The organism is Pseudorhodobacter wandonensis (assembly GCF_001202035.1).
Taxonomy (GTDB): domain Bacteria; phylum Pseudomonadota; class Alphaproteobacteria; order Rhodobacterales; family Rhodobacteraceae; genus Pseudorhodobacter; species Pseudorhodobacter wandonensis.
On record NZ_LGHT01000026.1, the window covers coordinates 69,766 to 91,090 of the forward strand.

24 protein-coding genes are annotated in these 21,325 nt (G+C 60.7%); 11 read left to right on the forward strand and 13 right to left on the reverse strand.

Features of this window, described 5'->3' with window-relative positions; genetic code table 11:
- Positions 1 to 165: 165 nt before the first annotated feature.
- Together lysM and AKU79_RS06835 are read right to left on the reverse strand one after the other, a co-directional pair.
- Complete coding sequence (lysM, locus tag AKU79_RS06830; RefSeq protein ID WP_050522844.1) at positions 166 to 606, reverse strand: peptidoglycan-binding protein LysM; 441 nt, start codon at positions 604 to 606, stop codon at positions 166 to 168.
- Between the two features lie 133 nt (positions 607 to 739).
- Positions 740 to 2,524, reverse strand: coding sequence for an ABC transporter transmembrane domain-containing protein (locus tag AKU79_RS06835; protein WP_050522845.1), 1,785 nt, complete (start codon positions 2,522 to 2,524; stop codon positions 740 to 742).
- A gap of 132 nt (positions 2,525 to 2,656) precedes the next feature.
- Between AKU79_RS06835 and AKU79_RS06840 the strand changes: the two genes are divergently transcribed.
- Both AKU79_RS06840 and AKU79_RS06845 read left to right on the forward strand, forming a co-directional pair.
- On the forward strand, positions 2,657 to 3,343 hold the full coding sequence (locus AKU79_RS06840) for a haloacid dehalogenase type II (protein ID WP_050522846.1): 687 nt from the start codon (positions 2,657 to 2,659) through the stop codon (positions 3,341 to 3,343).
- On the forward strand, positions 3,340 to 4,185 hold the full coding sequence (locus AKU79_RS06845) for an alpha/beta fold hydrolase (RefSeq protein ID WP_050522847.1): 846 nt from the start codon (positions 3,340 to 3,342) through the stop codon (positions 4,183 to 4,185). Before AKU79_RS06840 ends, AKU79_RS06845 begins: the two co-directional genes overlap by 4 nt.
- Here the strand turns inward: AKU79_RS06845 and AKU79_RS06850 are convergent.
- On the reverse strand, positions 4,157 to 4,843 hold the full coding sequence (locus AKU79_RS06850) for a hypothetical protein (RefSeq protein ID WP_050522848.1): 687 nt from the start codon (positions 4,841 to 4,843) through the stop codon (positions 4,157 to 4,159). The genes AKU79_RS06845 and AKU79_RS06850 overlap by 29 nt on opposite strands.
- 120 nt (positions 4,844 to 4,963) lie before the next feature.
- On the opposite strand from AKU79_RS06850, the gene AKU79_RS06855 reads away from it, so the two are divergent.
- From AKU79_RS06855 to AKU79_RS06880, 6 genes are all read left to right on the forward strand, one after another.
- Positions 4,964 to 5,941: a threonine ammonia-lyase gene (locus AKU79_RS06855; RefSeq protein ID WP_050522849.1), complete on the forward strand. Its 978-nt coding sequence runs from the start codon at positions 4,964 to 4,966 to the stop codon at positions 5,939 to 5,941.
- 182 nt (positions 5,942 to 6,123) lie between these two features.
- Positions 6,124 to 6,471, forward strand: a complete 348-nt coding sequence (locus AKU79_RS06860; protein WP_050522850.1) for a hypothetical protein — start codon at positions 6,124 to 6,126, stop codon at positions 6,469 to 6,471.
- Between the two features lie 75 nt (positions 6,472 to 6,546).
- Positions 6,547 to 7,341, forward strand: a complete 795-nt coding sequence (locus tag AKU79_RS06865) for an alpha/beta fold hydrolase (protein WP_050522851.1) — start codon at positions 6,547 to 6,549, stop codon at positions 7,339 to 7,341.
- Entirely contained in the window at positions 7,338 to 8,561 is a 1,224-nt protein-coding gene (locus AKU79_RS06870; RefSeq protein ID WP_050522852.1) for a TCR/Tet family MFS transporter, read from the forward strand. Before AKU79_RS06865 ends, AKU79_RS06870 begins: the two co-directional genes overlap by 4 nt.
- Positions 8,562 to 8,649: 88 nt before the next feature.
- Positions 8,650 to 9,894: a mandelate racemase/muconate lactonizing enzyme family protein gene (locus AKU79_RS06875; protein WP_050522853.1), complete on the forward strand. Its 1,245-nt coding sequence runs from the start codon at positions 8,650 to 8,652 to the stop codon at positions 9,892 to 9,894.
- Between the two features lie 79 nt (positions 9,895 to 9,973).
- A complete protein-coding gene (locus AKU79_RS06880; RefSeq protein WP_050522854.1) occupies positions 9,974 to 10,615 on the forward strand; it encodes a TetR/AcrR family transcriptional regulator in 642 nt (213 codons plus the stop codon).
- Positions 10,616 to 10,642: 27 nt separating this feature from the next.
- Here AKU79_RS06880 and AKU79_RS06885 read toward each other — a convergent pair whose 3' ends face one another.
- From AKU79_RS06885 to AKU79_RS06905, 5 genes are all read right to left on the reverse strand, one after another.
- Positions 10,643 to 12,097, reverse strand: coding sequence for a DUF6880 family protein (locus AKU79_RS06885; RefSeq protein WP_050522855.1), 1,455 nt, complete (start codon positions 12,095 to 12,097; stop codon positions 10,643 to 10,645).
- 78 nt (positions 12,098 to 12,175) lie between these two features.
- Positions 12,176 to 12,466, reverse strand: a complete 291-nt coding sequence (locus AKU79_RS06890; RefSeq protein ID WP_050523073.1) for a hypothetical protein — start codon at positions 12,464 to 12,466, stop codon at positions 12,176 to 12,178.
- Between the two features lie 247 nt (positions 12,467 to 12,713).
- A complete protein-coding gene (locus AKU79_RS06895) occupies positions 12,714 to 14,270 on the reverse strand; it encodes a trimethylamine methyltransferase family protein (RefSeq protein ID WP_050522856.1) in 1,557 nt (518 codons plus the stop codon).
- A gap of 105 nt (positions 14,271 to 14,375) precedes the next feature.
- On the reverse strand, positions 14,376 to 15,074 hold the full coding sequence (locus tag AKU79_RS06900; protein WP_050522857.1) for an HAD family hydrolase: 699 nt from the start codon (positions 15,072 to 15,074) through the stop codon (positions 14,376 to 14,378).
- 52 nt (positions 15,075 to 15,126) lie between these two features.
- Entirely contained in the window at positions 15,127 to 15,408 is a 282-nt protein-coding gene (locus tag AKU79_RS06905; RefSeq protein WP_050522858.1) for a DUF3572 domain-containing protein, read from the reverse strand.
- Positions 15,409 to 15,548: 140 nt separating this feature from the next.
- On the opposite strand from AKU79_RS06905, the gene AKU79_RS06910 reads away from it, so the two are divergent.
- A complete protein-coding gene (locus AKU79_RS06910) occupies positions 15,549 to 16,934 on the forward strand; it encodes a diguanylate cyclase (RefSeq protein ID WP_050522859.1) in 1,386 nt (461 codons plus the stop codon).
- A gap of 7 nt (positions 16,935 to 16,941) precedes the next feature.
- Here AKU79_RS06910 and AKU79_RS06915 read toward each other — a convergent pair whose 3' ends face one another.
- From AKU79_RS06915 to AKU79_RS06930, 4 genes are all read right to left on the reverse strand, one after another.
- Positions 16,942 to 17,466: a periplasmic heavy metal sensor gene (locus AKU79_RS06915; RefSeq protein WP_050522860.1), complete on the reverse strand. Its 525-nt coding sequence runs from the start codon at positions 17,464 to 17,466 to the stop codon at positions 16,942 to 16,944.
- Positions 17,467 to 17,817 carry a hypothetical protein gene (locus AKU79_RS06920; protein WP_050522861.1) on the reverse strand — a complete coding sequence of 117 codons (351 nt, stop codon included), beginning with the start codon at positions 17,815 to 17,817 and terminating at the stop codon, positions 17,467 to 17,469.
- Position 17,818: 1 nt separating this feature from the next.
- Entirely contained in the window at positions 17,819 to 18,418 is a 600-nt protein-coding gene (locus AKU79_RS06925; RefSeq protein WP_050522862.1) for an RNA polymerase sigma factor, read from the reverse strand.
- An 82-nt stretch (positions 18,419 to 18,500) separates the two neighbouring features.
- On the reverse strand, positions 18,501 to 19,124 hold the full coding sequence (locus AKU79_RS06930) for an EF-hand domain-containing protein (protein WP_050522863.1): 624 nt from the start codon (positions 19,122 to 19,124) through the stop codon (positions 18,501 to 18,503).
- Positions 19,125 to 19,338: 214 nt separating this feature from the next.
- Between AKU79_RS06930 and AKU79_RS06935 the strand changes: the two genes are divergently transcribed.
- On the forward strand, positions 19,339 to 19,731 hold the full coding sequence (locus tag AKU79_RS06935; protein WP_050522864.1) for a DUF983 domain-containing protein: 393 nt from the start codon (positions 19,339 to 19,341) through the stop codon (positions 19,729 to 19,731).
- Complete coding sequence (locus AKU79_RS06940; RefSeq protein ID WP_156209537.1) at positions 19,724 to 20,419, forward strand: NUDIX domain-containing protein; 696 nt, start codon at positions 19,724 to 19,726, stop codon at positions 20,417 to 20,419. Before AKU79_RS06935 ends, AKU79_RS06940 begins: the two co-directional genes overlap by 8 nt.
- Here the strand turns inward: AKU79_RS06940 and AKU79_RS06945 are convergent.
- Positions 20,416 to 21,315, reverse strand: coding sequence for a DMT family transporter (locus AKU79_RS06945; protein WP_050522866.1), 900 nt, complete (start codon positions 21,313 to 21,315; stop codon positions 20,416 to 20,418). The two genes, AKU79_RS06940 and AKU79_RS06945, sit on opposite strands and share 4 nt — an antisense overlap.
- Positions 21,316 to 21,325 lie beyond the last annotated feature (10 nt).

Here is a 21,325-nt window from a genome sequence, read left to right on the forward strand (position 1 = left end):
TCCTCCCCTTGCGCCCGCAAATTCCAGCTTGGGGCATTTTCGTTAAAGAATGCTGTTTTTCAGGCAGCGTCGCAAGCAAAGACGGCCATAGGAAACGCAACGTCATAGCCTGAAATGCAAAAGAGGCACCCCAAGGCGCCTCTTTTCCCAACATTGCCGCAGGCTTTACTTCGCAGGAATACGCAGCTTTTGACCGGGGTAAATCTTGTCCGGATGGGTCAGCATCGGGCGGTTTGCCTCAAAGATTTCCGGGTAACGGTTGGCATTGCCCAAAGTTTTCTTGGCAATCGCCGACAGCGTGTCGCCTTTGGCAACTTCGTGAAATACAGGCGCAGCCCCCGCATCGGGCACATCATCTTGCACTTCGCCAACACCGGCCACGTTGCCAACGGCCAGAATGACTTTTTCTTTCATTTCCTGGCTGACAGCATTGCCCGAAACGACAACCTTGCCACCTTCGTCAACCTTGATGTCCAGCCCGGTCGCATCCAAACCAAGGTCCTTGACCTCTTGTTTCAGCACGTCCTCTTTCGGTGCCTCGGCCGCTTCGGCCTTGCTTCCAAATAGCGACTTGCCTGCGTCTTTTACAAAGCTCCACACACCCATCTTACACTCCATTTTTTCGCGGGGCAGGTTTGCCCCAAGCCCCGCCAAGTATGGCGCATGACGCTAACGGCGCAATGACGCATTTTGTGCAATTCAGGGGGAAAATACCGAAACTTTCCCCCTAACCCCGGCACTAGGCCTGCCCGTCGGTAAATTGCAACCGTGCCAGCCGCGCATACAGCCCCTCTTGGGCCACCAGTTCATCATGCGTGCCCATGGCCACAATCCGCCCTTCGTCAAACACCACAATCCGGTCGGCCTTTTTCACAGTGGCCAAACGGTGCGCCACCACAATGGTCGTGCGGGTTTTGGCCAGCTCGTCCACTGCCGCTTGCACCGCGCGCTCCGATTCCGCGTCCAAAGCACTGGTCGCCTCGTCCAGCAACAACACCGGCGCATCGCGCAAAATTGCCCGCGCAATCGCAATCCGCTGCTTTTGCCCGCCCGACAGCATCACCCCACGTTCACCAACAAAGGTGTCATAGCCTTGCGGCAGCGCGGTCAGAAACTCATGCGCGGCGGCGGCTTTGGCGGCGGCTTCAATCTCGGCATCGCTAGCCTCTGGCCGGCCGAAACGGATGTTTTCCCGCGCGCTTGCGCCAAAGATAACCGGGTCTTGCGGCACAAGCGCGATCGCTTGGCGATACTCGGCCCGCGCCATATCTTGCAAGTTCACACCGTCCAGCAACACGCGGCCACTCTGTGGGTCATAGAACCGCAAAATAAGCTGCAAAATCGTGGTCTTACCTGCGCCAGACGGCCCGACAAGCGCCACTGTCTCGCCCGCAGATATTGTCAAATCCACCCCATCCAAGGCAGAAATCTCGGGCCGTGCAGGGTATTGGAAATGCACATCCTCAAACGTGATTTCGCCGCGAACAGGGCTGGGCAGCGCCAGCGGCTTGGCCGGGTCCGTCACGCTATCTTCGGCGACCAACAGCTCGACCAGCCGCTCGGTCGCACCCGCTGCCCGCTGCAATTCGCCCCATATTTCCGACAGCGCCCCTACCGCCCCCGCCACCATGACTGAATAAATCAGGAACTGGATCAACTCGCCCGCGCTCATCACATCCGCCCGCACATCGCGCGCGCCAATCCATAAAACACCAACCACGCCGGTGAAAATCAGGAAAATCACGATCACGGTCATAACAGCCCGTGTGCCAATCCGCGTTTGCGCCGAGGCATAGGATTGCTCGGTCAAGTCGGCAAAACGCGCCCGCGTCGGCGCCTCATGCGTAAAGGCCTGCACGGTTTGCACCGACAGCAGCGCCTCGGATGCATTGCCCGAACTGCTCGCGATCAAATCCTGGTTTTCGCGGCTCAGGGTGCGCAAACGCCGCCCCAGCACGATAATCGGTATAACCACCCCCGGCACGATCAACAAAACCAACCCGGTCAGCTTGGCCGAGGTCAGCAGCAGCGCCACCATCCCCCCAAGGAACAGCAGCAAATTGCGCAACGCAATCGACACCGAAGACCCGATCACCGACAAAATCAGCGTGGTATCCGTGGTCAGGCGGCTCAGCACCTCACCCGTCATCAGGCGTTCGAAAAATGCGGGGCTCATCCCCATCACCTTGTCAAACAGCGCTTTGCGAATATCGGCTACCACGCGTTCACCCAAACGTGTCACCAAATAATACCGCGCGCCGGTGCCCAGCGCCAACAGCACCGCAATCGCCAAGGCCGCGCCGAAATACTGGTCCAACAGGCCCGCGTTTTCCGATGAAAACCCGTCCACCACCCGCCGCACCGCAAGCGGCAGCGCAAGCGAGACACAGGCCGTTGTAATCAGCGCCAGAACCGCTCCGATCACCAATCTGCGATATGGCATCAAGAACGGGATCAACCCGCGCAATGCCCCCATCCTTTTCGATTTTTCGCGCTCTTCCAGCACTGTCGTATTTCGCGCCATGCTTATTCTGCCTTTAATTACACCACTTCCCTTTAGGCCTTGCGCCCGCACCTCGCAAGCACCCCAATTGCCGCGCCCCCTTTCCTAAGCCGCCTGCCTGTGCCACCTTCGCCGCAAAAGGGGGCAAAACAAATGGCGATAACAACCTGCGTTTTTGATGCTTATGGCACGCTGTTTGACGTGGCCGGCGCCGCCCGCTTTGCCGCTGCCGAGCCAGGGCAGCAGGCCCTTGCCGCCATATGGCCGCAACTGGCCGAGGATTGGCGGCGCAAGCAGCTTGAATACACTTGGCTGCGCGCCATCACCGGCCAGCATTGCGATTTTCGTCAGGTCACCGCCGACGGGCTGGATTGGGCGATGGAGGCGCAAGGCATTGCAAACCCCGATTTGCGCGCCCGCCTGATGGCGTTGTATGACACGCTTCCCGCCTACCCCGAAGTGCCGGCGATACTGAAAACCCTGAAATCCCAAGGCTTTGCCACGGCGATTTTGTCAAACGGCAGCCCCGACATGCTGGCCTCGGCCACCACCTCTGCGGGTATAACCGATCAGTTGGACGCCGTGCTATCGGTCGAATCCGTTGGCATTTTCAAACCGTCCGCCCGCGTCTACGAACTGGTCGGCCAACATTTCGGCACCGCGCCCGATCAGGTGCTTTTCGTTTCCTCCAACGGTTGGGATGTCTGCTCGGCCGCCGGCTTTGGCTTTACCACGGCTTGGGTAAACCGCGCGGGCCTGCCGCTCGACCGGCTTCCCGCCCAACCCGCGCATATCCTTTCCGACCTTAACAAAATCCCCCAAATCGCAGGTGCCGCATGACCCAGTTTTTCACAACAACCGATGGCACCCGCATCGCCTATACGGATCAGGGCAGTGGCACCCCCTTGCTGTGCCTGTCTGGCCTGACGCGCACGATTCAGGATTTTGACTATATGCTCCCCCACCTGCCGCCCTGTCGCCTGATCCGCATGGATTATCGTGGGCGCGGTGCCAGCCAGTGGACCGGCGCCGCCACTTACACCGTCCCGCAAGAGGCCAAAGACGCGCTCGAATTGCTCGACCACCTGAATATCAGGCAAGCCGCCCTGCTTGGCACGTCGCGCGGCGGGCTCATCGCGATGGTTCTGGCCGCAACTGCCCACGACCGCCTGCTTGGCATCTGCTTTAATGACATCGGCCCCGAAATCCACAAACCGGGCTTGGCGCGCATCATGGATTACGTTGGCCGCAATCCCCGCGTCAAAACCCATGCAGAACTGGCCGAGGCGCTGCCCGCCAACATGCCCGGCTTTGCCAATGTGCCCGCAACCCGTTGGCTGGCCGAGGCCCGCCTGCATTACACCGAAACGCCCCAAGGCCTGCGCATCACCTATGATCCGGCCTTGCGCGAGAGCTTTCTAAACGCGTTCAAAGGCCCCGAGGTTGACCTTTGGCCGCTGTTTGACGCCTGCGCGGGCCTGCCACTTGCCCTGATCCGCGGCGGCAATTCCGATCTGTTAACCCAAAGCTGCGCCGATGAAATGTGCCGCCGCCGCCCCGATATGGGCTTTGCCAATGTTCCTGACCGTGCGCATATCCCCTTTCTTGATGAACCGCAGGCTGTCGCGATCCTTAAGGCCTATCTTGATTCGGTTAAAATTCCACCCACAAGCTCAGTTTGATCCGCCGGTCTTTGGCGCCGATCACCCCGATTGACGGCGAAACCGCCAGATGAGTTGGCCCCATGGCCAGCGCAGCGGTGGTTTCCAGCCGCATGCTCTGCGCCGTTCCACGCCGCCAATATTGCGCCTGTGCCATCAGTTTCAGCCATTTTCGCGGCTGCACGCCAACCCCCATATCCAGCTTGTAGGCCAGACCGTCGTTCAACCAATCGGTCGTCACGATATGTTCGGCCTGCGCATCAACCGTGGCCCAGCCCGCACCAATCGGGGTTTCAAACCCTTTGCCCCAAAACAGACCCGCGCGCACGGCAATTTCAGACACGCCTTTCAGATGCGGAAAGGCAAAAACAGCGGTAGTTTCGCGCAGCTCGGCCGCCAGCCCCGCCGACAGAATCGCCCCGCCTTTGCCGCGCCACAGCGGGTGCTGGATAAACTGGCTGACATCAGGCAGGCGCCGCCCGCGCGGCATCGTGACCTCGGTCCCCAAGGTCCAGTCTTTGCCCACCCCGTATTCGGCATAGATCTGGCTCCGCAACTGATCGCCCGAAAGCGCTATGAAAAACTGCCCCTTGTCGCGCGGCCAGGCACCGGCCTGCGCCATCTCGGCCGCAAAGCCCGAAACCCAACAGATCAAAACTGCCAAAGCCCAACGCATCATGGCGCCCCCCTTTGGCTGACGATGCCGCGAAATGGGTTAACAGGGCGTAAAGGCGATCGCTAAAGATTGACTGTTCTCGCCCAAACCGCCAGCTATAGGCAGCACAGCCAAGGAAGCCCCATGCCCACCATCGCCGATATTGACGCAGCCGCACTCCGCCTCCAAGGGCATGTCCGCCGCACGCCACTTTTATCCTCGCCCTTTCTGGATGAGATCGCGGGTCGGCGGGTCTTTGTTAAGGCCGAATGTCTGCAACACACCGGCTCGTTCAAATTTCGCGGCGCATGGTCGGCGGTTTCGGCGCTTGACCCCGCGCTGCGGGCCAAAGGCGTCATCGCCTTCTCCTCGGGCAATCACGCCCAAGGTGTGGCCTTGGCGGCCAAACAGCACGGCATCCCGGCTGTCATCGTCATGCCCGCCGATGCGCCGCGCCTTAAAATCGCCAACACCCACGCCTTTGGCGCCGAAGTCGTGCTGTATGACCGCGCAACCGAAGACCGTGACGCCATCGGCGCGCACCTTGCCTCGGAACGCGGCCTGACCCTGATCAAACCTTTTGACAATGAAATGGTAATCGCGGGCCAGGCGACCGCCGGCCTAGAAATCAGTGAACAAGCCGCAGAAAACGGCGTAACCGATGCCGATGTGCTGGTCTGTTGCGGTGGCGGTGGCCTGACCTCGGGCATCGCGCTTGCCCTTGATGCGCGCAGCCCGAACCTGCGCGCCCGCCCGGTCGAGCCTGCAGGCTTTGACGATGTCACCCGCAGCCTTCTCAGCGGAAAAGCCGAAAGAAACACCAGCCTTTCCGGCTCGCTCTGCGACGCCATAATTACCCCCACACCGGGCCAGATAACCCTGCCGATCATGCAGCACCATTGCGGCGCAGGCATCGTGGTCACGGATGAAGAGGCCCTGCGCGCCATTGCCCTTGCATGGCTACGCCTGAAAATCGTGTTGGAACCGGGGGGCGCCGTCTCGCTTGCGGCGGCGCTGTTCCATGGGGAACAAATCACTTCGCGCGACGTGATCTGCGTGGTCTCGGGCGGCAATGTCGACCCTGATATCTTTATCCGCGCCCTCGCCACCCTTGCCGAATGACAGTCTACTGCAACCAAATTTTGTGCTAGACTTGGGTCATAAGGCATTCAGCCTCTCCGATCGTTGCAGTTGAGTGCCGGGTATAAGCGCAGTGTTGACAGATATTTGTTAACAACGTCCTTCTCATCGCCGGTTTGCCGCGGCATTGGCACCAAACCGGCCCCATTCGCATAGGCAACCCGATGGAACCCCCTCCTACGGTTACGATTTCGTTTTTACAGCCGGCCACTATCGGCCTGATTCTAATGGCAGCTTTGGGCTATAGCGTTGCAACAATCGGCCTGAAAATGGGGGCCACGGCGCTGAACGGTGCGGCGGTTCTGGTCATCGCCCTCGGGCTTGGGGCAGCCGTTGTCGGCGAATTGACCGCCCTGCGCAGCGCCAACCTTGGCCCGATCTACATTGCCATTATCGGCACCGAATCCCTGATCGTCATGCTGTACGCGTGGTTCATCGGCGAGCCGCTCAGCACGCGACAGATTGGCGGTGCAGGCATGGTCGTCGCCGGGCTGATACTGGTGAACCAATAGCCACACCGGCCCGATACCCCCTTGCAGCCTGCCCGCCATTGGCCGACAAACACGCCATCAAACGATGGACGCCCCATGCCCCACTACGCCCCCTGCGGCGATGACCGCATCGCCTATTACACCCAAGGCCCAAGCGACGGCCCCACTCTCGTTCTGGCCCATGCCATGGCGATGGACAGCCGCCAGTGGGATGCCATCCTGCCGCTTTTACCGCCCTCTTTGCGTGTCTTGCGTTATGATCTGCGCGGCCACGGCAATTCGTCTGCGCCCCCCGCCCCCTATAGTATGGGCGCGCTGATCCGCGACGCCGAAACCCTGCTCGACCATTTGAACATCCGCGATTGCGTGTTTGTGGGCTCTTCGCTTGGCGGCATGGTGGCCCAAGGGCTCGCTGTCAAACGGCTTGACCAAATCCGCGCATTGGTGCTGACAAATACCGCCACCAAACGCGGCACCAAAGACATCTGGGCCCGCCTGATCGCAAATATCGAAACCAACGGGGCACTAGCCTATCTCACCACAGATTTTGCCCAAAGCTTTTCGGCCAGCTTCCGCAAAACCCCGGAGGCGCGGCTTTGGCAAACCCGCCACCTCGCGCAAAACCCGCAAACCATCCTTGGTTGCGCCGCCGCCATCGCAGGCACCGATTTCTACACCACCACCGCCAGCCTGCGCCTTGCCACCCTTGTCATCGGCAGCGCCAATGATGCCATCACCCCTGCCGATATGGCGCGTGAACTGGCAAACCTCATCCCCGGCGCCAGCTTTCACCTCATCACCAAATCCGGCCATTTTCCGATGATCGAACACCCCGCCGCCTTCGCCAGCGCGCTTGGCAGCTTCCTTACCGCTATCGGCCACTGCGCATGACGCCCGCACCCCGCCTCGCGCTCGGCTTTATCCTGATCACGGTCACACTCGATGCCATCGGCATCGGCCTGATCTTTCCGGTCATGCCCGACCTTATCGCCTCGGTCACATCCGGCACCATCGCGACCGAGGCCCTCTGGGCCGGCGTCCTCGCGACCTCTTTCGCGGTCATGCAATTCATCTTTGGCCCCGTCATCGGCTCGCTGTCCGACCATTTCGGCCGCCGCCCCATCCTGCTTGTATCTCTTGCGGCCATGGCGCTGGCCTATCTTGGCATGGCGCTGGCCCCGACCATCTGGCTCTTGCTCGCCGCACGCCTGCTCGCGGGTATCACCTCGGCCACGCAATCCACCGCCTCGGCCTATATTGCTGACATCACGCCACCAGCCGACCGAGGCCGCCGCTTCGGCCTGCTCGGCGCCTGCTTTGGCGTCGGCTTTGTGCTTGGGCCTATGCTCGGCGGGCTCATCGCGGGGCTGGATACCCGCGCGCCGTTCTTTGCCGCCGCCCTCATGGCGCTGGCCAACCTAGCCCTCGGCCTGATCGTGCTGCCCGAAACCGTGACCGACCGCACCCGCCGCCCCTTTACTTGGGCGCGTGGCAACCCGATCGGCGCGTTGCGCAGCCTCGCGCAACTCCCCGGCCTCAAACGCCCGCTCATTACCTTTCTCATCATCGCCATTGCGATGAACGTCTACCCGTCAATCTGGGCTTTCTTCGGCAAAGCCCGCTTTGACTGGGATACAAAAATGATCGGCCTCTCGCTCGGCGTTTATGGCCTCAGCTACGGCATTGGTCAGGCGCTGCTGGTCGGCCCCCTTATCAAACGCTTCGGCGAACACCGTGCCGCAACCTACGGCATGTGGGTCGATGTGATCTGCCTCACCGCGCTCGGCCTTGTCACCTCTGGCACCGTCGCACTCATGCTCACCCCGATCACCGCCCTCGGCGGCGTCGTCACCCCCGCCTTGCAGGCTATCTTGTCGCGCGATACCCCCGACAACGCCCAAGGCGAACTCCAAGGCGTGCTCGCCTCGCTCAACGCCATCGCGATGATCACGGCCCCCTTGGCCATGACCGCCACCTTCGCCCATTTCACCGCCCCCAACGCCTCTATCTTCGCCCCCGGCGCGCCTTTCCTGCTTGCGGCAATCCTCATGTTCGCCGCAATCGCCCTCCACGTCAAAAACCCCCTAGACCACCCCGAAACCCGCCCCTAACATCATCTATCGAAAAATATCCCACGGGGGGGTCCGGGGGGGCGTGAAGCCCCCCCGGCGCCTGCCACAAAAATCCGAAAGCCCAAGCATGCGCCTAGAATCCCTCGAAATCTTCACCGTAGCCCCCCCTGCCCCCGGCTGGGGCGGCCGCTACTGGATCTTTACCAAGCTCACCACCGCCTGCGGCATCATCGGCTATGGCGAGGCTTATGCCTCCACCGTCGGCCCCAAGGCGATGCAGGCCGTGATCGAGGATGTCTTTGCCCGCCACATGCAAGGCGAAAACCCAGAAAACATCGAGCTGATGTTCCGCCGCGCCTATTCCTCGGGCTTCACCCAACGCCCCGACCCCACCGTCATCGGCGCCTTCTCGGGGCTGGAAATGGCTTGCTGGGATATCCTCGGCAAGGCCCGCAACCGTCCGGTCTGGGCACTCTTGGGCGGAAAAATGAACGCACGGCTGCGCTCTTACACCTATCTCTATCCCGCACCCGGTCAAGAAACCCCCGATTTCTGGGTCTCACCCGAGGCCGCAGCCGAGGCCGCGCTTCGCTTTGTCAACATGGGCTTTACAGCCGTCAAATTCGACCCCGCCGGTCCCTATACCATCCGCGGCGGCCATATGCCCGCCATGACCGACATCACCCGCTCGGTCGCCTTCTGCAAAGCCATCCGCGAGGCTGTGGGCGACCGCGCCGATCTTCTTTTCGGCACCCATGGCCAGTTTTCCACCCCCGGCGCCATCCGGCTTGGCCAAGCGATCGAACCCTACCTGCCGCTCTGGTACGAAGAACCCATCCCGCCAGACAACCTTGCCGAATTTGCCAATGTCGCGAATAGCGTCCGCATCCCGCTGGCCACAGGCGAGCGCATGTCCACCAAGGCCGAGTTCGGCGCCCTCCTCCGCCACGGCGGCGTCAAAATCCTGCAACCCGCCTTGGGCCGCGTCGGTGGCATCTGGGAGGCCAAGAAAATCGCCGCCATGGCCGAAGTGTTCAACGCCGAAATGGCCCCCCATCTTTATGCAGGCCCCGTAGAATGGGCTGCCAACCTGCATCTTGCCGCCTCTATCCCCAACCTCCTCATGGTGGAAACCATTGAAACCGGCGGCAGCTTTCACCAAAAGCTGATCAAAAACTCGATCAAATGGGAAAATGGCTATGTCCTCCCCCCCGAAGCCCCCGGCCTCGGCATCGAGTTTGACGAAGATGTCGCCCGCGCCCACCCCTATACCGGCACCGGCCTGCATCTGGAAATGCAAGAGGCCCCTTGCGACTATACCAACGGCAACCGCTTTGAAGGCGGCGCACCTTCACAAAAAACCTCACAATAACTGCCATATACCCTGCGGGCCCGCTTTCCATTGGCGCGCCCGCAGGCTAGGCTGAACCCCGTTCAACAAGGTTCACCCCATGCCCACACCCAGCCCGGAACGCGGCCCCAAACTCAGCAAAGCCGATCTGCGCCGCCAGGATCTTCGCGCCCGCCTGATCGACATCGCGGAGGCCTGCATCCGCGCCGAAGGCCTGTCCGCCATCAAAGCCCGCGATCTCGCGCGCCAAGCTGACTGCGCGGTGGGGGCCATCTACAACGTCTTTTCCGATCTCAACGGCCTGACCATGGCGGTCAACGGCCGCACCTTTCAAACCTTGGGCAAAACCGTCGCCGCGTCGGTGGCCAGCTGCCCCGCCGATCAGCCGCAAACCGAACTGATCACAATGTCCCACGCCTACCTGCGCTTTGCCGCTGAAAATACCAACCTCTGGCGCGCGCTGTTTGATCTGGAGATGTCCACCGAAATGGATGTCCCGCAATGGTATCTGGCCGAACTCGGCAAACTCTTCGCGCTGATCGCCGCCCCCTTGGCGCGGATTTTCCCCGATTACAACCGCCATGCGCTCGAACTGATGACCCGCGCGCTGTTTTCCTCGGTTCATGGCATCGTGCTCTTGGGCCTGCAAAAGCGAATTTCCGGCGTGCCACTTGATAAAATCGAAGAGATGATCGCGGTTTTGCTCACCAACGTCACGTCCCAGCCAAAGCCGCATCACTGACACAGCGAAAACCAACCGCAAGCCGCCCTAGGCGCCGTTTCGCACCAATGACCAAAACCCCGCTTTGCGGGGATAGGCTGCCTCCAGCCCGCGCAGAAAGTCGGTGTGGCTGGGATGGCCCGCGTAATCCTCTATCCGCGCATCGGCTTCAAAACACTGGGCCAGATGCTCGGCCGCATAGCCATAGCGCTTGCTACGCCCCTGCGCCAAGGTCCAGCCAATCATCGCCCGCCGCAGCAGGCTTGCCGCCAGCGGCGCCGCCGGGTCTGCACTTGTGTCCAAAGCCTCTGCCGCAGGTGTCAGCAACTCATACCGCCCGCCATCCAGCGCATCGGCCCTTGCCAAAACCAAGCGCGCGGCATGGCCCAACGCCGGCCAATTGATAAAAAACGCCAGCGCCGCCGCAAAATCGGAATGCGCCGCCGCAACCGCCATCGCGCGATCCTCGGCCTCGATATCGTCAAAATCCGGCAAGGCTTTCAGATGCTTGCGCAGATGATCGGCGTTCAAACCCTGACAAAAGCTGTCCCATAGAAACGCCTGCGCCGCGTCCCCGCGCCCCAAGGCACCAAGACAGGCCAGATAGCCCGCATCCAGCGCCTCGTGGTCAAAAAAGGCCTCTTTGCCCTGCCGCCGCGCCCGCGCGCGCTCGATCACTTGCAAGGCCTCCTCGGCCCGCCCCGCCGCCAGCAACCGCGCCGCAATATCAGGTGCAATGGTGCTATAAGTCAGCTGCTCGGCCGAATACCGCGCCATGTAGGCATCCACATCATTTTGCAGATCGGCAATGTCTTGCAACATGATGCCATAGGTCAGGCCCCGCGCCTCTTGTGCCATTTTCGCCTGCCGCGTTGCATCACGCACAAAATCATAGCGTGCCAGCTCTGCAGCCGTCAGCGGCGCCGCCTCCGCCGCTTGCGCCAACCCTTTCAGATGCTCCAACCCTTTCGGCCCCAACGCCTCGGCCAGCGCAACAATCGCCCCGTCAAACGCTGCATAGCCATTGTCTTGCAGCGCCTCGAACACCCGCTCTGCCAGCGCCGTAGCACCCATCCCCAAACGTGGGGCAATCGCCTTGACCGCCGCCATAGCGCTGCGCATCACTTCGGTAATATGGCCGCTGCTGTCATCGGTGCGCTCATGTATCCCCGGCGCCAAATGCAGAAATTCCCAAAGCAATTCAAAGGCATCATCCGCTGCCTCGGGCGCCACATGCGCCTCGATCAGGCCCAGAATATCGCCCAGCTCCTTGGCCAGCACCCGCCGCTTGCGCCACGAAACCCGCCCCGTGGCGCGGCGCAACGACCCATAGCGCTTGCGCACATCCTGCATCACCTCAGCCACACCTTGGCTGGCGCTCAACTCCAGCCGCACACGGCGCTGCAGGGCCGCGCTGCCCTTTGTCACCTCCAGCAACAAATCTGCCAGCCGCTCGGCCCCCAAAGGCACAAGGTTCTTTTTGGTTAATGAGGTTTTAGACACAGCGCAGCCGCCTCTCGGTTTCCAACCTGCGCAGGCTATCAACCCCGTGGGGCCAATGCACCCCGCAAAACGCAACACCTAACCAAGCGGTTCATAACAAACATGAAACCGCGCGCCCAACTCCGCCCTTACACGCACCAATGCCGCCAGCGCTGCCGCCTCAAACCGCGCAAACTCATCACTGCCCCAAGGGCTCGCCCCCGCCGGATCGGCCCAATCCAACGCCCCGTCATGCCAAACCGAAAGACGCGCCAAATGCTGCCTTACCTCATCAGACAGCGGCAAAACATCTTCCACCGGCCCCACGCCAAACCGCGCCCGCGCTGCATCATTGCCGCACCACAGGCAGCCACCACCCCAGTCAAACATCAATCGCAGCTCAAAGTCCGCCCCTGACCGCAAAAGCCCACCCCCGGCATCATCTATCTACAAATATCCATAGCGCCCCACCAACCACACGACCGGCCTCGGTTAACACCGCACATCCCCAAAACCCGCTGACCTCAGGTTAATATTTAGTAAACGCCACAGTAAATACTACATAAAATCAACAAATTACAAGAATGTCCGCGCGTGGTCACCAGCCCAAAACACGCCACATCCACCCGCGCCCCACTCAAAAATCAGTGGGCGCGCCGCCCTCTTGTTTTCGTTTCGCCACGAACCGCGCCAATTCCTCGCGATGGTCCCCATTCATCGCCGGCGGCTCAAACTCTGCCATGATCTGCTTGTAAATTCTATGCGCCCGTTCATGCGTCCAAACCGCGCCATCCTGTTCCCAGGCCTCATAATTCCGCCAATCCGAAGCCATCGGCGCATAAAAGGCCGTTTGATAGCGTTCTTGGGTGTGCTGGCAGCCGAAATAATGCCCGCCCGCGCCAACCTCTTTTATCGCCTCAAACGCCAGATCTTCCTCTCGCGTCGCAAAGGTGGCCTCTTCAAAATAACGCTGGATCATCTGCAAAACTTCGCAATCCATGATGAACTTTTCAGGGCTGGCTATCAGCCCGCCTTCCAACCAGCCCGCCGCGTGATAGACCATATTCGTCCCGCTCTGCACCGCCGCCCACAGGCTGTTCGAGGTCTCCCACATCGCCTGCCCGTCCGGCACATTCGCCGCACAGACGCCGGATGATCGCAGCGGCAGCTTATAAAACCGCGCCATCTGCCCCGTCATCTGCGTGGCCCGCATATATTCGGGCGTCCCGAACGCAGGCGCGCCGGATTTCATATCCACATTGCTAGTAAAGGTCCCGATCACCACCGGGCAGCCGGGGTTGATATACTGCAGCAGGGCAATCGCTGCCAAAGCTTCGGCAATACTTAGCGCCACCGCCCCCGCCATCGTCACCGGCGCCATTGCCCCTGCCAGCGTAAAGGGCGTCACCACCACCGGCTGCCCCCGTTTCGCCAACCGCATCGCCCCGTCCAGCATCGGATAATCATGCTTTAACGGGCTGACCGAGTTGATATTGGTATACATCCGCGGCTTGGCATCGAATTCCGCCTGCGACAGCCCGCCCGCAAGGCGGGTCATCTCCATCACATCCTCAACCCGTTCGGCGCCCAAGGAATAGGCATGCACCACCTTATCGGTCAGCGTCAGCTTTTCATACAAGCAGTCCAGATGACGAACCGAGGGGTGAATATCGATCGGCTCCACCGGATATCCGCCCGCGATATGGATGCAGTTGAAATACTGCGTCAGCTTCATGAACTCTTTAAAAGTCTCAAAGTCGCCCGATCGTTTTCCGCGCTCCATATCCCATGAGTTCGGCGGGCTGGAGACGTTGACAAACACCATATGCTTGCCGCCGATAATCAGCTCTCGGTCAGGGTTGCGCGGGGTGATGGTAAAGCTTTCCGGCGCATGGCCCAGCATCTCCATCACGAAATCTTCACCCATCCGGACATTCTCGCCCGAGACCTTGCAGCCGGCACGCTCTAAAATCGCCACGGCATCAGGGTTCAGAAACTCTATCCCGATATCCGATAAAATCCGCATGGCGGTGCGATGGATCGCCTGCACGCCCTCGACATCCAAAGGCTCTACCGGCCGATCAGGGTTCACCGGCAGCCGCCACGGCATCTGGTCCACCGCGGCCGAGCCCGCACGTATTTTGTTGCCCGCACGCCCCCCCGCCCTGCGCGGCCGTCCTGCTTCGTCGGTCATGGCAACCCTCCGTGGATAGACCTTGTTCAGCCAAACATGGCCCAGCCATCAAGCCTTTGAACACTTCACCCACGACATAGTCAGGTCGTTTTTAGGCTTCCCGCCCTAGGAATCGTCCGCCAGCCTGTCAATCCAGGCACCCAGCGCACCAATATCTGCCAAAACCACATCGGCATGGGGCCGCAATTCCTCGGCTTTGGCAATGCCGGTCAGCACGGCCACGCAGCGCATTCCAGCCGCACGGCCTGCGATCAGGTCATGCGCACTGTCGCCGACCATCACCGCGCGCGCAGGGTCAATTCCGGTCGCCCGCGCAAAAGCTAGGCACATGCCCGGCCCGGGCTTTGGCCCGTGACCGGAATCGTACCCCGCCACGAAATCGAACAAATCCAATATCCCATGCGCCGTCAGATGCGCCCGCGCGGGGGCCTCGGTATCATTGGTCGCAAGCCCGATTTTCAAGCCCCGATCCCGCAGCGCACCCAGAACGGGGCGCAACGGCACGGCAGGCGCCATCACGGCATGTTGGGCCAAGGCGTTCAGGCGCGCGGCCAGCTCGGGCTGGGTATGGCCCGGCAAATGCGGCAACAACGCTGCCGAGATTTCCTCGGCCGTGGCGGCAATCACCGGGCTGTCAGGGTGAAAATCCTGCTGCGCGGGGTAATAGCCAATGGCTGCGGCAAGCGCATCGGCATGGGCCTGATCTTGGGCAAGCTGCTGCAAAAGCTGCGCCGTCCACACCCCCCAGCTTTGCCGAAAGTCGAACAGCGTCCCGTCCTTGTCAAACACCACACCTTCGATCATTGCGCCCCCCGATTTTTCTGCACGATGACGGCAACATCTGCGAATTGCAATCTTATGTCCAGTTCATCTGCTCGCCGCCGGGCAGCGCCGCGCGGGCCTGCATCGGGGCGGTATAGGGCAAGTTCACGCTGTCGCAGAACCCGATCACCCACGCATCATCCATAACCAGAAAATCCAGAACCGAGCCGAGAAACGCCGGCTGCTTGGCATTCTTGGCCAATTCATTAACCGAAGCCCCTGTCGCATTCAGGAAAACCGGCAGCAAATCTTCGTTCCCAACCAGCCAACCCAAGGCCTGCAACGCTATCGTTTCGGCATTTTCTTGCTTTTTCATCGAACAGCTCTCTCTTTTCGGCATATTTTTCCAGTTCCTTACAGGTTTGTGCGGATTGTCTTCAAATTGGAAAGAGTTTCTTAACCAAATCCCCCGAAAGATGAATCCACCGTAACCGAACGTCTTTAGGTGTTACCAAAATGTCTGGCAAAATTCTGATTGTTGATGATGTCGCGACCAATCGCATCGTCTTCAAGGTCAAACTTGGCGCGGCCTGCTATACCCCCATTTTGGCGGCGAGTGGCGAAAGCTGCCTTACGCTGGCAAAACAGGCCAAGCCCGACCTGATTTTGTTAGACTTGGTGCTGCCCGATATTTCGGGGGCCGAGGTTCTACGCCGTTTGCGCGCCGACCCTGAAACTGCATCCATACCCGTTGTCGTGTTTTCTGCAGAAGAGGACCGCGCGTCACGGCTGGCGGTGTTTTCGGCAGGGGCCGACGACTATCTGGCCAAAACCATTGATGACCAAACCTTGCTGGCGCGACTACGTAACCTGCTGCGTGAACGCGACGAAATCACCGATCTGGAAAATGGTGGTGCCCCGATCCGCGCCCTTGGTTTTGCCGAGGCGGGTGCGGGCTTTGAAATGCCCGGCACGATTGCGCTGGTCACGCATCTGCCTGAAACCGCGCTCCGCTGGCGTAGGGAGCTGGGGGCAAATATGCCCGACAAGATGATGATGATCTCGCGCGAGGCGGCGCTGTCGGGTGCGGCGCTGTCACCGGTTCCCGATGTGTTTGTGATCGAATATGATCTGGCCGACCCGATAGGCGGGCTGCGCCTGATGTCCGAGTTGCGCAGCCGGCCGCAAACCCGCCATGCCGCGATTTGTGTCGTCAAGAACGACCGGATCGGCGGGGAAAGCGCGATTGCCTTTGATCTTGGCGCGAATGATGTTGTGCCGGTCAGCGTCGATCCCGGCGAATTCAGCTTGCGTGTCGCGCGGCTGCTACAACGCAAACGCGCAGCCGATAAGCTGCGCCTTTCAGTGCGCGACGGGTTGCGGATGGCGGTGATTGACCCGCTGACCGGTCTGTTCAACCGCCGCTATGCCGTCAGCCAACTGGCCATTATCGCGGCCCAGGCAAAGGGGGCGTCGCAACCTTTTGCCGTGATGGTCATCGATCTGGACCGGTTCAAAGAGGTGAACGACCACTTTGGCCATGCCGCTGGTGATGCCGTTCTGACCGAGGTCGCCCGCCGTTTGGCGGCAAATATCCGTCACAATGACCTGCTGGCCCGCATTGGCGGCGAAGAATTCCTGATTGCCCTGCCCTGTGCCGATCTGAAAGACGCCAAACCGATCGCCGAGCGGCTGTGCAAAGCTGTGCATGACGCGCCGTTTGCCATACCGGGTTTTGCCCCGCTGTCCTTGACCGCCTCAATCGGGCTTGCGGTGTGCGACGGGCGCGTTTGCCATGTGCCAGAACCGGTGGCTGAAGTGATTGATCGCGCCGATCAGGCCTTGATGGTTGCCAAGTCGGGTGGTCGCAACCAAGTCACCATCAGCCAGACCGCAGCCTAACCCGCCCTTACTCGGGTGCTGGTGGCGGGGGGTTGGCTTCGCGCGGGTGCCGTTTTAGCGCCTTTTCCAATTGGTTGGCTACCTCGGCCCGCTCTGCCCCCGACATTTTCGTCAGGTAATCCAGTACAATCGCCTGCCCTTGGGCTTGACGCGCTTCAATCCGGGCGGCACCGGCTTTCAGCGCGCCGCGCAAGGCTTCGACATCGAAAGGCTCGGCCCGCAAAGCGGTTAGCACGGCGCGCAAGTCATCGCGCATCTGCTGGCGCTCGGCACGGATATTGGGGTTGGCCTTGGCATAGGTTTTGCGCAGCTCTTTGCGATCGCGTTCGGAAAATGCCTCATTGAACATCCCAAAGCCCACGTCACGCGCGGCCAATCCATTCCGGTCAGGCCCGCCTCGGCCCAAAATCGCCCCGCCAACCACGCCCGCCACGGCAAGGTTCAGTGCCAACGACACAATCAGCACCAATCGCCCCCAGCGAAAGGCCGGCTTTTGCGGTTGCAACGAAGTGGTTTTCGGGTCGTTCATCATTTATCCTTCGCTTAGATAGTCGTCAAAGCCGGGCAGAATGTCGACGGTCTCGACCGCCACTTCGGTTTGCCAGATGCTATCGGTCACTGTTGTCAAGGCTGTGGGCTGCGCAAAGCCGAACCAAACGCCGGCAATCGCCGCCGTCGATAGCCCCGCAAGCCCCCCCGCCCCGCCAAGCGCGGCAAACAGGCCCGTCCAAAACCCCTGGCGGCGTTTTGGCCTTGCCAAGCCAACGGCCACGGGCTGTTCGGCTTGGGCATCTTGCAATACCCGCGCCATAAGGTCATCTGACACTGCCACGGGTTGCTGCCGCACAGCTGCAAAAAGATCGTCCAGATCGCTGTTAGTCATTTCAGCTTCCTTCCTCATATCCCAATTCGGCCCGCCGCCCGGCCATCGCCGCGGTCAGTGACCGCTTGCCCCGCGCCGTCAGGCTTTCAACGGCTTCAATGCCAATCTCCATCACCTCGGCGATCTCGGGGTTTGTCAGCCCTTCGATATGCCGCAGCACCACGGCCTGGCGCTGGCGGTCTGGCAAGGTTTCCAACGCGGCATGCAAAGCATTGATCCGGTCATTTTCAACCAACGAGGCCTCAACACTGCGCGCGCCGTCTTCGACATCGGGCGCATCATCCAACCCTACGGCACGGCGCCGCTTTTGCCCACGCAATCTGTCAGTACACAGGTTGGTGACAACCCGGTACAACCATGTAGACACCTTGGCTTCGCCTTGCCGCCACTCGGGTGCAATCCGCCACAGCCGCAGCATCGCTTCTTGCGCCACATCTTCGGCCTCGGCCCTATCACCGCCCAACATCCGGGCGGCAAATCCCATCACCCTTGGCAAATGCCGCGACGCCAGTTCGCGCGCGGCCGCAGAGTCCCCGTTGGCATATAGCACCAACAGGGCCTCATCGGGCACATCAGAGGCTTGGTCAAAGGCCATTGTCATCCTAACGGCAATACGCGTCTGTCGTCGTAAACTCAATCCTGCCCCCCACCCCCAAACGGGATGGGGAGCAAGCCTTTTTTAGTTAGCCGTTGTCTTGGTCGTCTTGGGGGTCGTCATCACCAGGCATCGGGTGATGCTTGCCTTTTTTGCCCTTATGGCCGTGATCATCGTCGCCGTGCTTGCCCTTTTTGCCTTTGTGGCCGTGATCATCGTCGCCACGCCCACGATCGCCACGTTTTTCCATCTTGGCCTTCATCGCATCGGCTTCAGCCTTGGAAATAGCGCCGTCACCGTCGGTATCTGCGCGGTCAAACATCTTGTCACCACGGTCGCCCTTTGGCGCCATTTCTTCCAGCGACAAAACGCCGTCCTTGTTGGCATCGCGCTGCTCGATCATACGCTCGGCCATCCTGGTCTCGCGGTCAGCTTCGCGTTCGGCCTGACGCTTTTGCTGCGCCGCAATCAACTCGGCCGCCGACAGGTTGCCATCTTTGTCGGTGTCCATAGCCGCCAACTGGGCTGCGTGGAAAGCGGCGACCTCATCCTTGGTCACTTTGCCATCACCGTTTGCGTCCATCTCTTCAAAGACAAACATCCGTGGGCCGTTGCCACCTTCGTTGCCGCTTTGGGCATTCGAAACAGTGGAAAAGCTGGCTGCTACCAAAGCTGCCAAGGTTACGGCGCTCAGAATTGATTTCGTTCTCATGTTCAATCTCCGGTCTGCTCTGACAGGCTGTTTCGCCCGCCTTCATGTATAGTCAAACGCCACCAATCAGGGTTTCCGTCGCCGGTCCGAGAATCTTTTTTGCGACATCACGCCGCAACATGAATCTAATACTCTACTTTCCCGGCCAGACAGGCTATGAGATGGGCTTGCCGCACAACGCCCCAAACGGGGTACCAGATTTCAGGACCAATCCATGACCGACCAAGCCCTGCCGATGGAAGAAGATCGCCCCGTAGGCCAAGCCTTGCGTCGTGGCTGGCGTTGCCGTTGCCCTAATTGCGGCTCTGGCCCGATGCTGCGCGGTTATCTGACCGTGCGTGACAGTTGCCCTGTCTGCAACGAGGAACTGCTGCATCACCGCGCCGATGACGGGCCGGCCTATCTGACAATTCTGATTGTCGGGCATTTGATGGCGCCGATGATCTTGTGGGTATTCACCCATTACCGCCCCGATCCTTGGGTTCTGGCCTCGGTGTTTTCGGTTGGCACAGTTGCGCTGTCATTGTTCTTGCTGCCACGGCTAAAAGGCGCAGTGGTTGCGATACAATGGGCCAAAAAGATGCATGGTTTTGGCAGAAATGCCTAACCCATCGGTCGATAAAGCCGCCATCCGCAACGCTGCAACGGTGGTTTTGTGGCGCAACGGGCCAAACGGCGCAGCGCAGGTCTTGATGGGGCAGCGCGGGGCGCAAGCCGCCTTTATGCCGTCAAAATATGTATTTCCCGGTGGCGCGGTTGATGCGGCCGATGCCGATGTGGCACTGGCCAAAGGCTTGCCAGAGGCCTGCAAACTGCGGCTGGCCAATGGCACCGATGTGCGGCCCGATACCCTAGCCGCCGCCGCAATCCGCGAGCTGTGGGAAGAAACCGGCCTTGCCCTTGGCATCACCGGCACTTGGGCCAGCCCCCCCGCGGATGAGGGGCATGATTGGGCCGGCTTTGCCGCGCGGGGTTTGGCGCCCTCGGCCCAAGGGATGGAATTTATCTTTCGCGCCATCACCCCCCCCGGCCGCCCGCGCCGCTTTGACGCGCGGTTCTTTTTGGTGCCCGCCGCGCATATCGCAGGCGATATCGATGATTTCAGCGCCGCCTCGGATGAGCTGTCGCATCTGCATTGGATCGACCTTGCCGCCACCCGCAGCCTTGATTTGCCCTTCATCACCGAGGTTGTGCTGGCCGAGGTTGCCAGTGTGTTGAAAACCGGCCCCGCCCCTGCCGGCGTGCCGTTCTTTGATAATTCCGGCCCTCGCCCGCTGTTTCGCAGGCTGGTTTAAGCCGCCAACACGACGATCATAATGATCGACACAGCAAGCAGGCCCATCCCCGCCACTTCACGCCGCTTGGGCCTTTCGCCAAAGACCAGCATAGACACGAGCAGCGAAAAGATCAGCTCAACCTGCCCGACCGACCGCACATAGGCCGCGTTTTGCAGTGCAAATGCGGTGAACCACCCCAGCGACCCCAAGACGCCCGTCACACCAACAGGCAAAGTCGCGCGCCACGCCCCCAACACGCGCGTCACCTCGCCTGCCTCGCGCCAGCGCAGCCACAGCGCCATGGCAACCGATTGAAACGCCGTGACGCAGGCCAAGGCAAGCATGGCCCGAAACAGCGGGTCGTCATTGGCAATTTCCAACGTTGCCCCGCGATAGCCAATCGCCGAAATCCCGAAAAACGCGCCTGCAAGCAGGCCCAAAACCGTGGCACGGTTCAATATCTTGCCTGCGATCCAGCCTTGCGGCGGCCGCGACAGCAGCAAAACCCCTGCCAGCCCGATCAGAATTGCCACCACCCCAAGGCCTGATACTGCCTCGGCCAGAAACACCGCCGAAAACAGCGCCACTTGTACGGTTTCGGTCTTGGTAAAGGCGATGCCCACGGCAAAACTACGCTCGGAAAACAGCGCGACCGTGCAGAATGTCGCGATGATCTGGCCAATCCCCCCCGCCACGGCAAAGGCCCAAAAGCGCAAGCCAAGCGGCGGGATGCTATAGCCGTTCAGCCCAACCAGTACCGCCACGCCAAGACAGGCCAGCGGCACGGCAAATAAAAACCGTGAAAACGTGGCGCCGCCCGTCGAAAGGCCAATCCCCTTTAGCCGCTTTTGCAGCATAAAACGGACGGTCTGCACAGCGGCAGCGGCGATTGTGGCGATGACCCAAAGTTCCATGCCGCCTCAT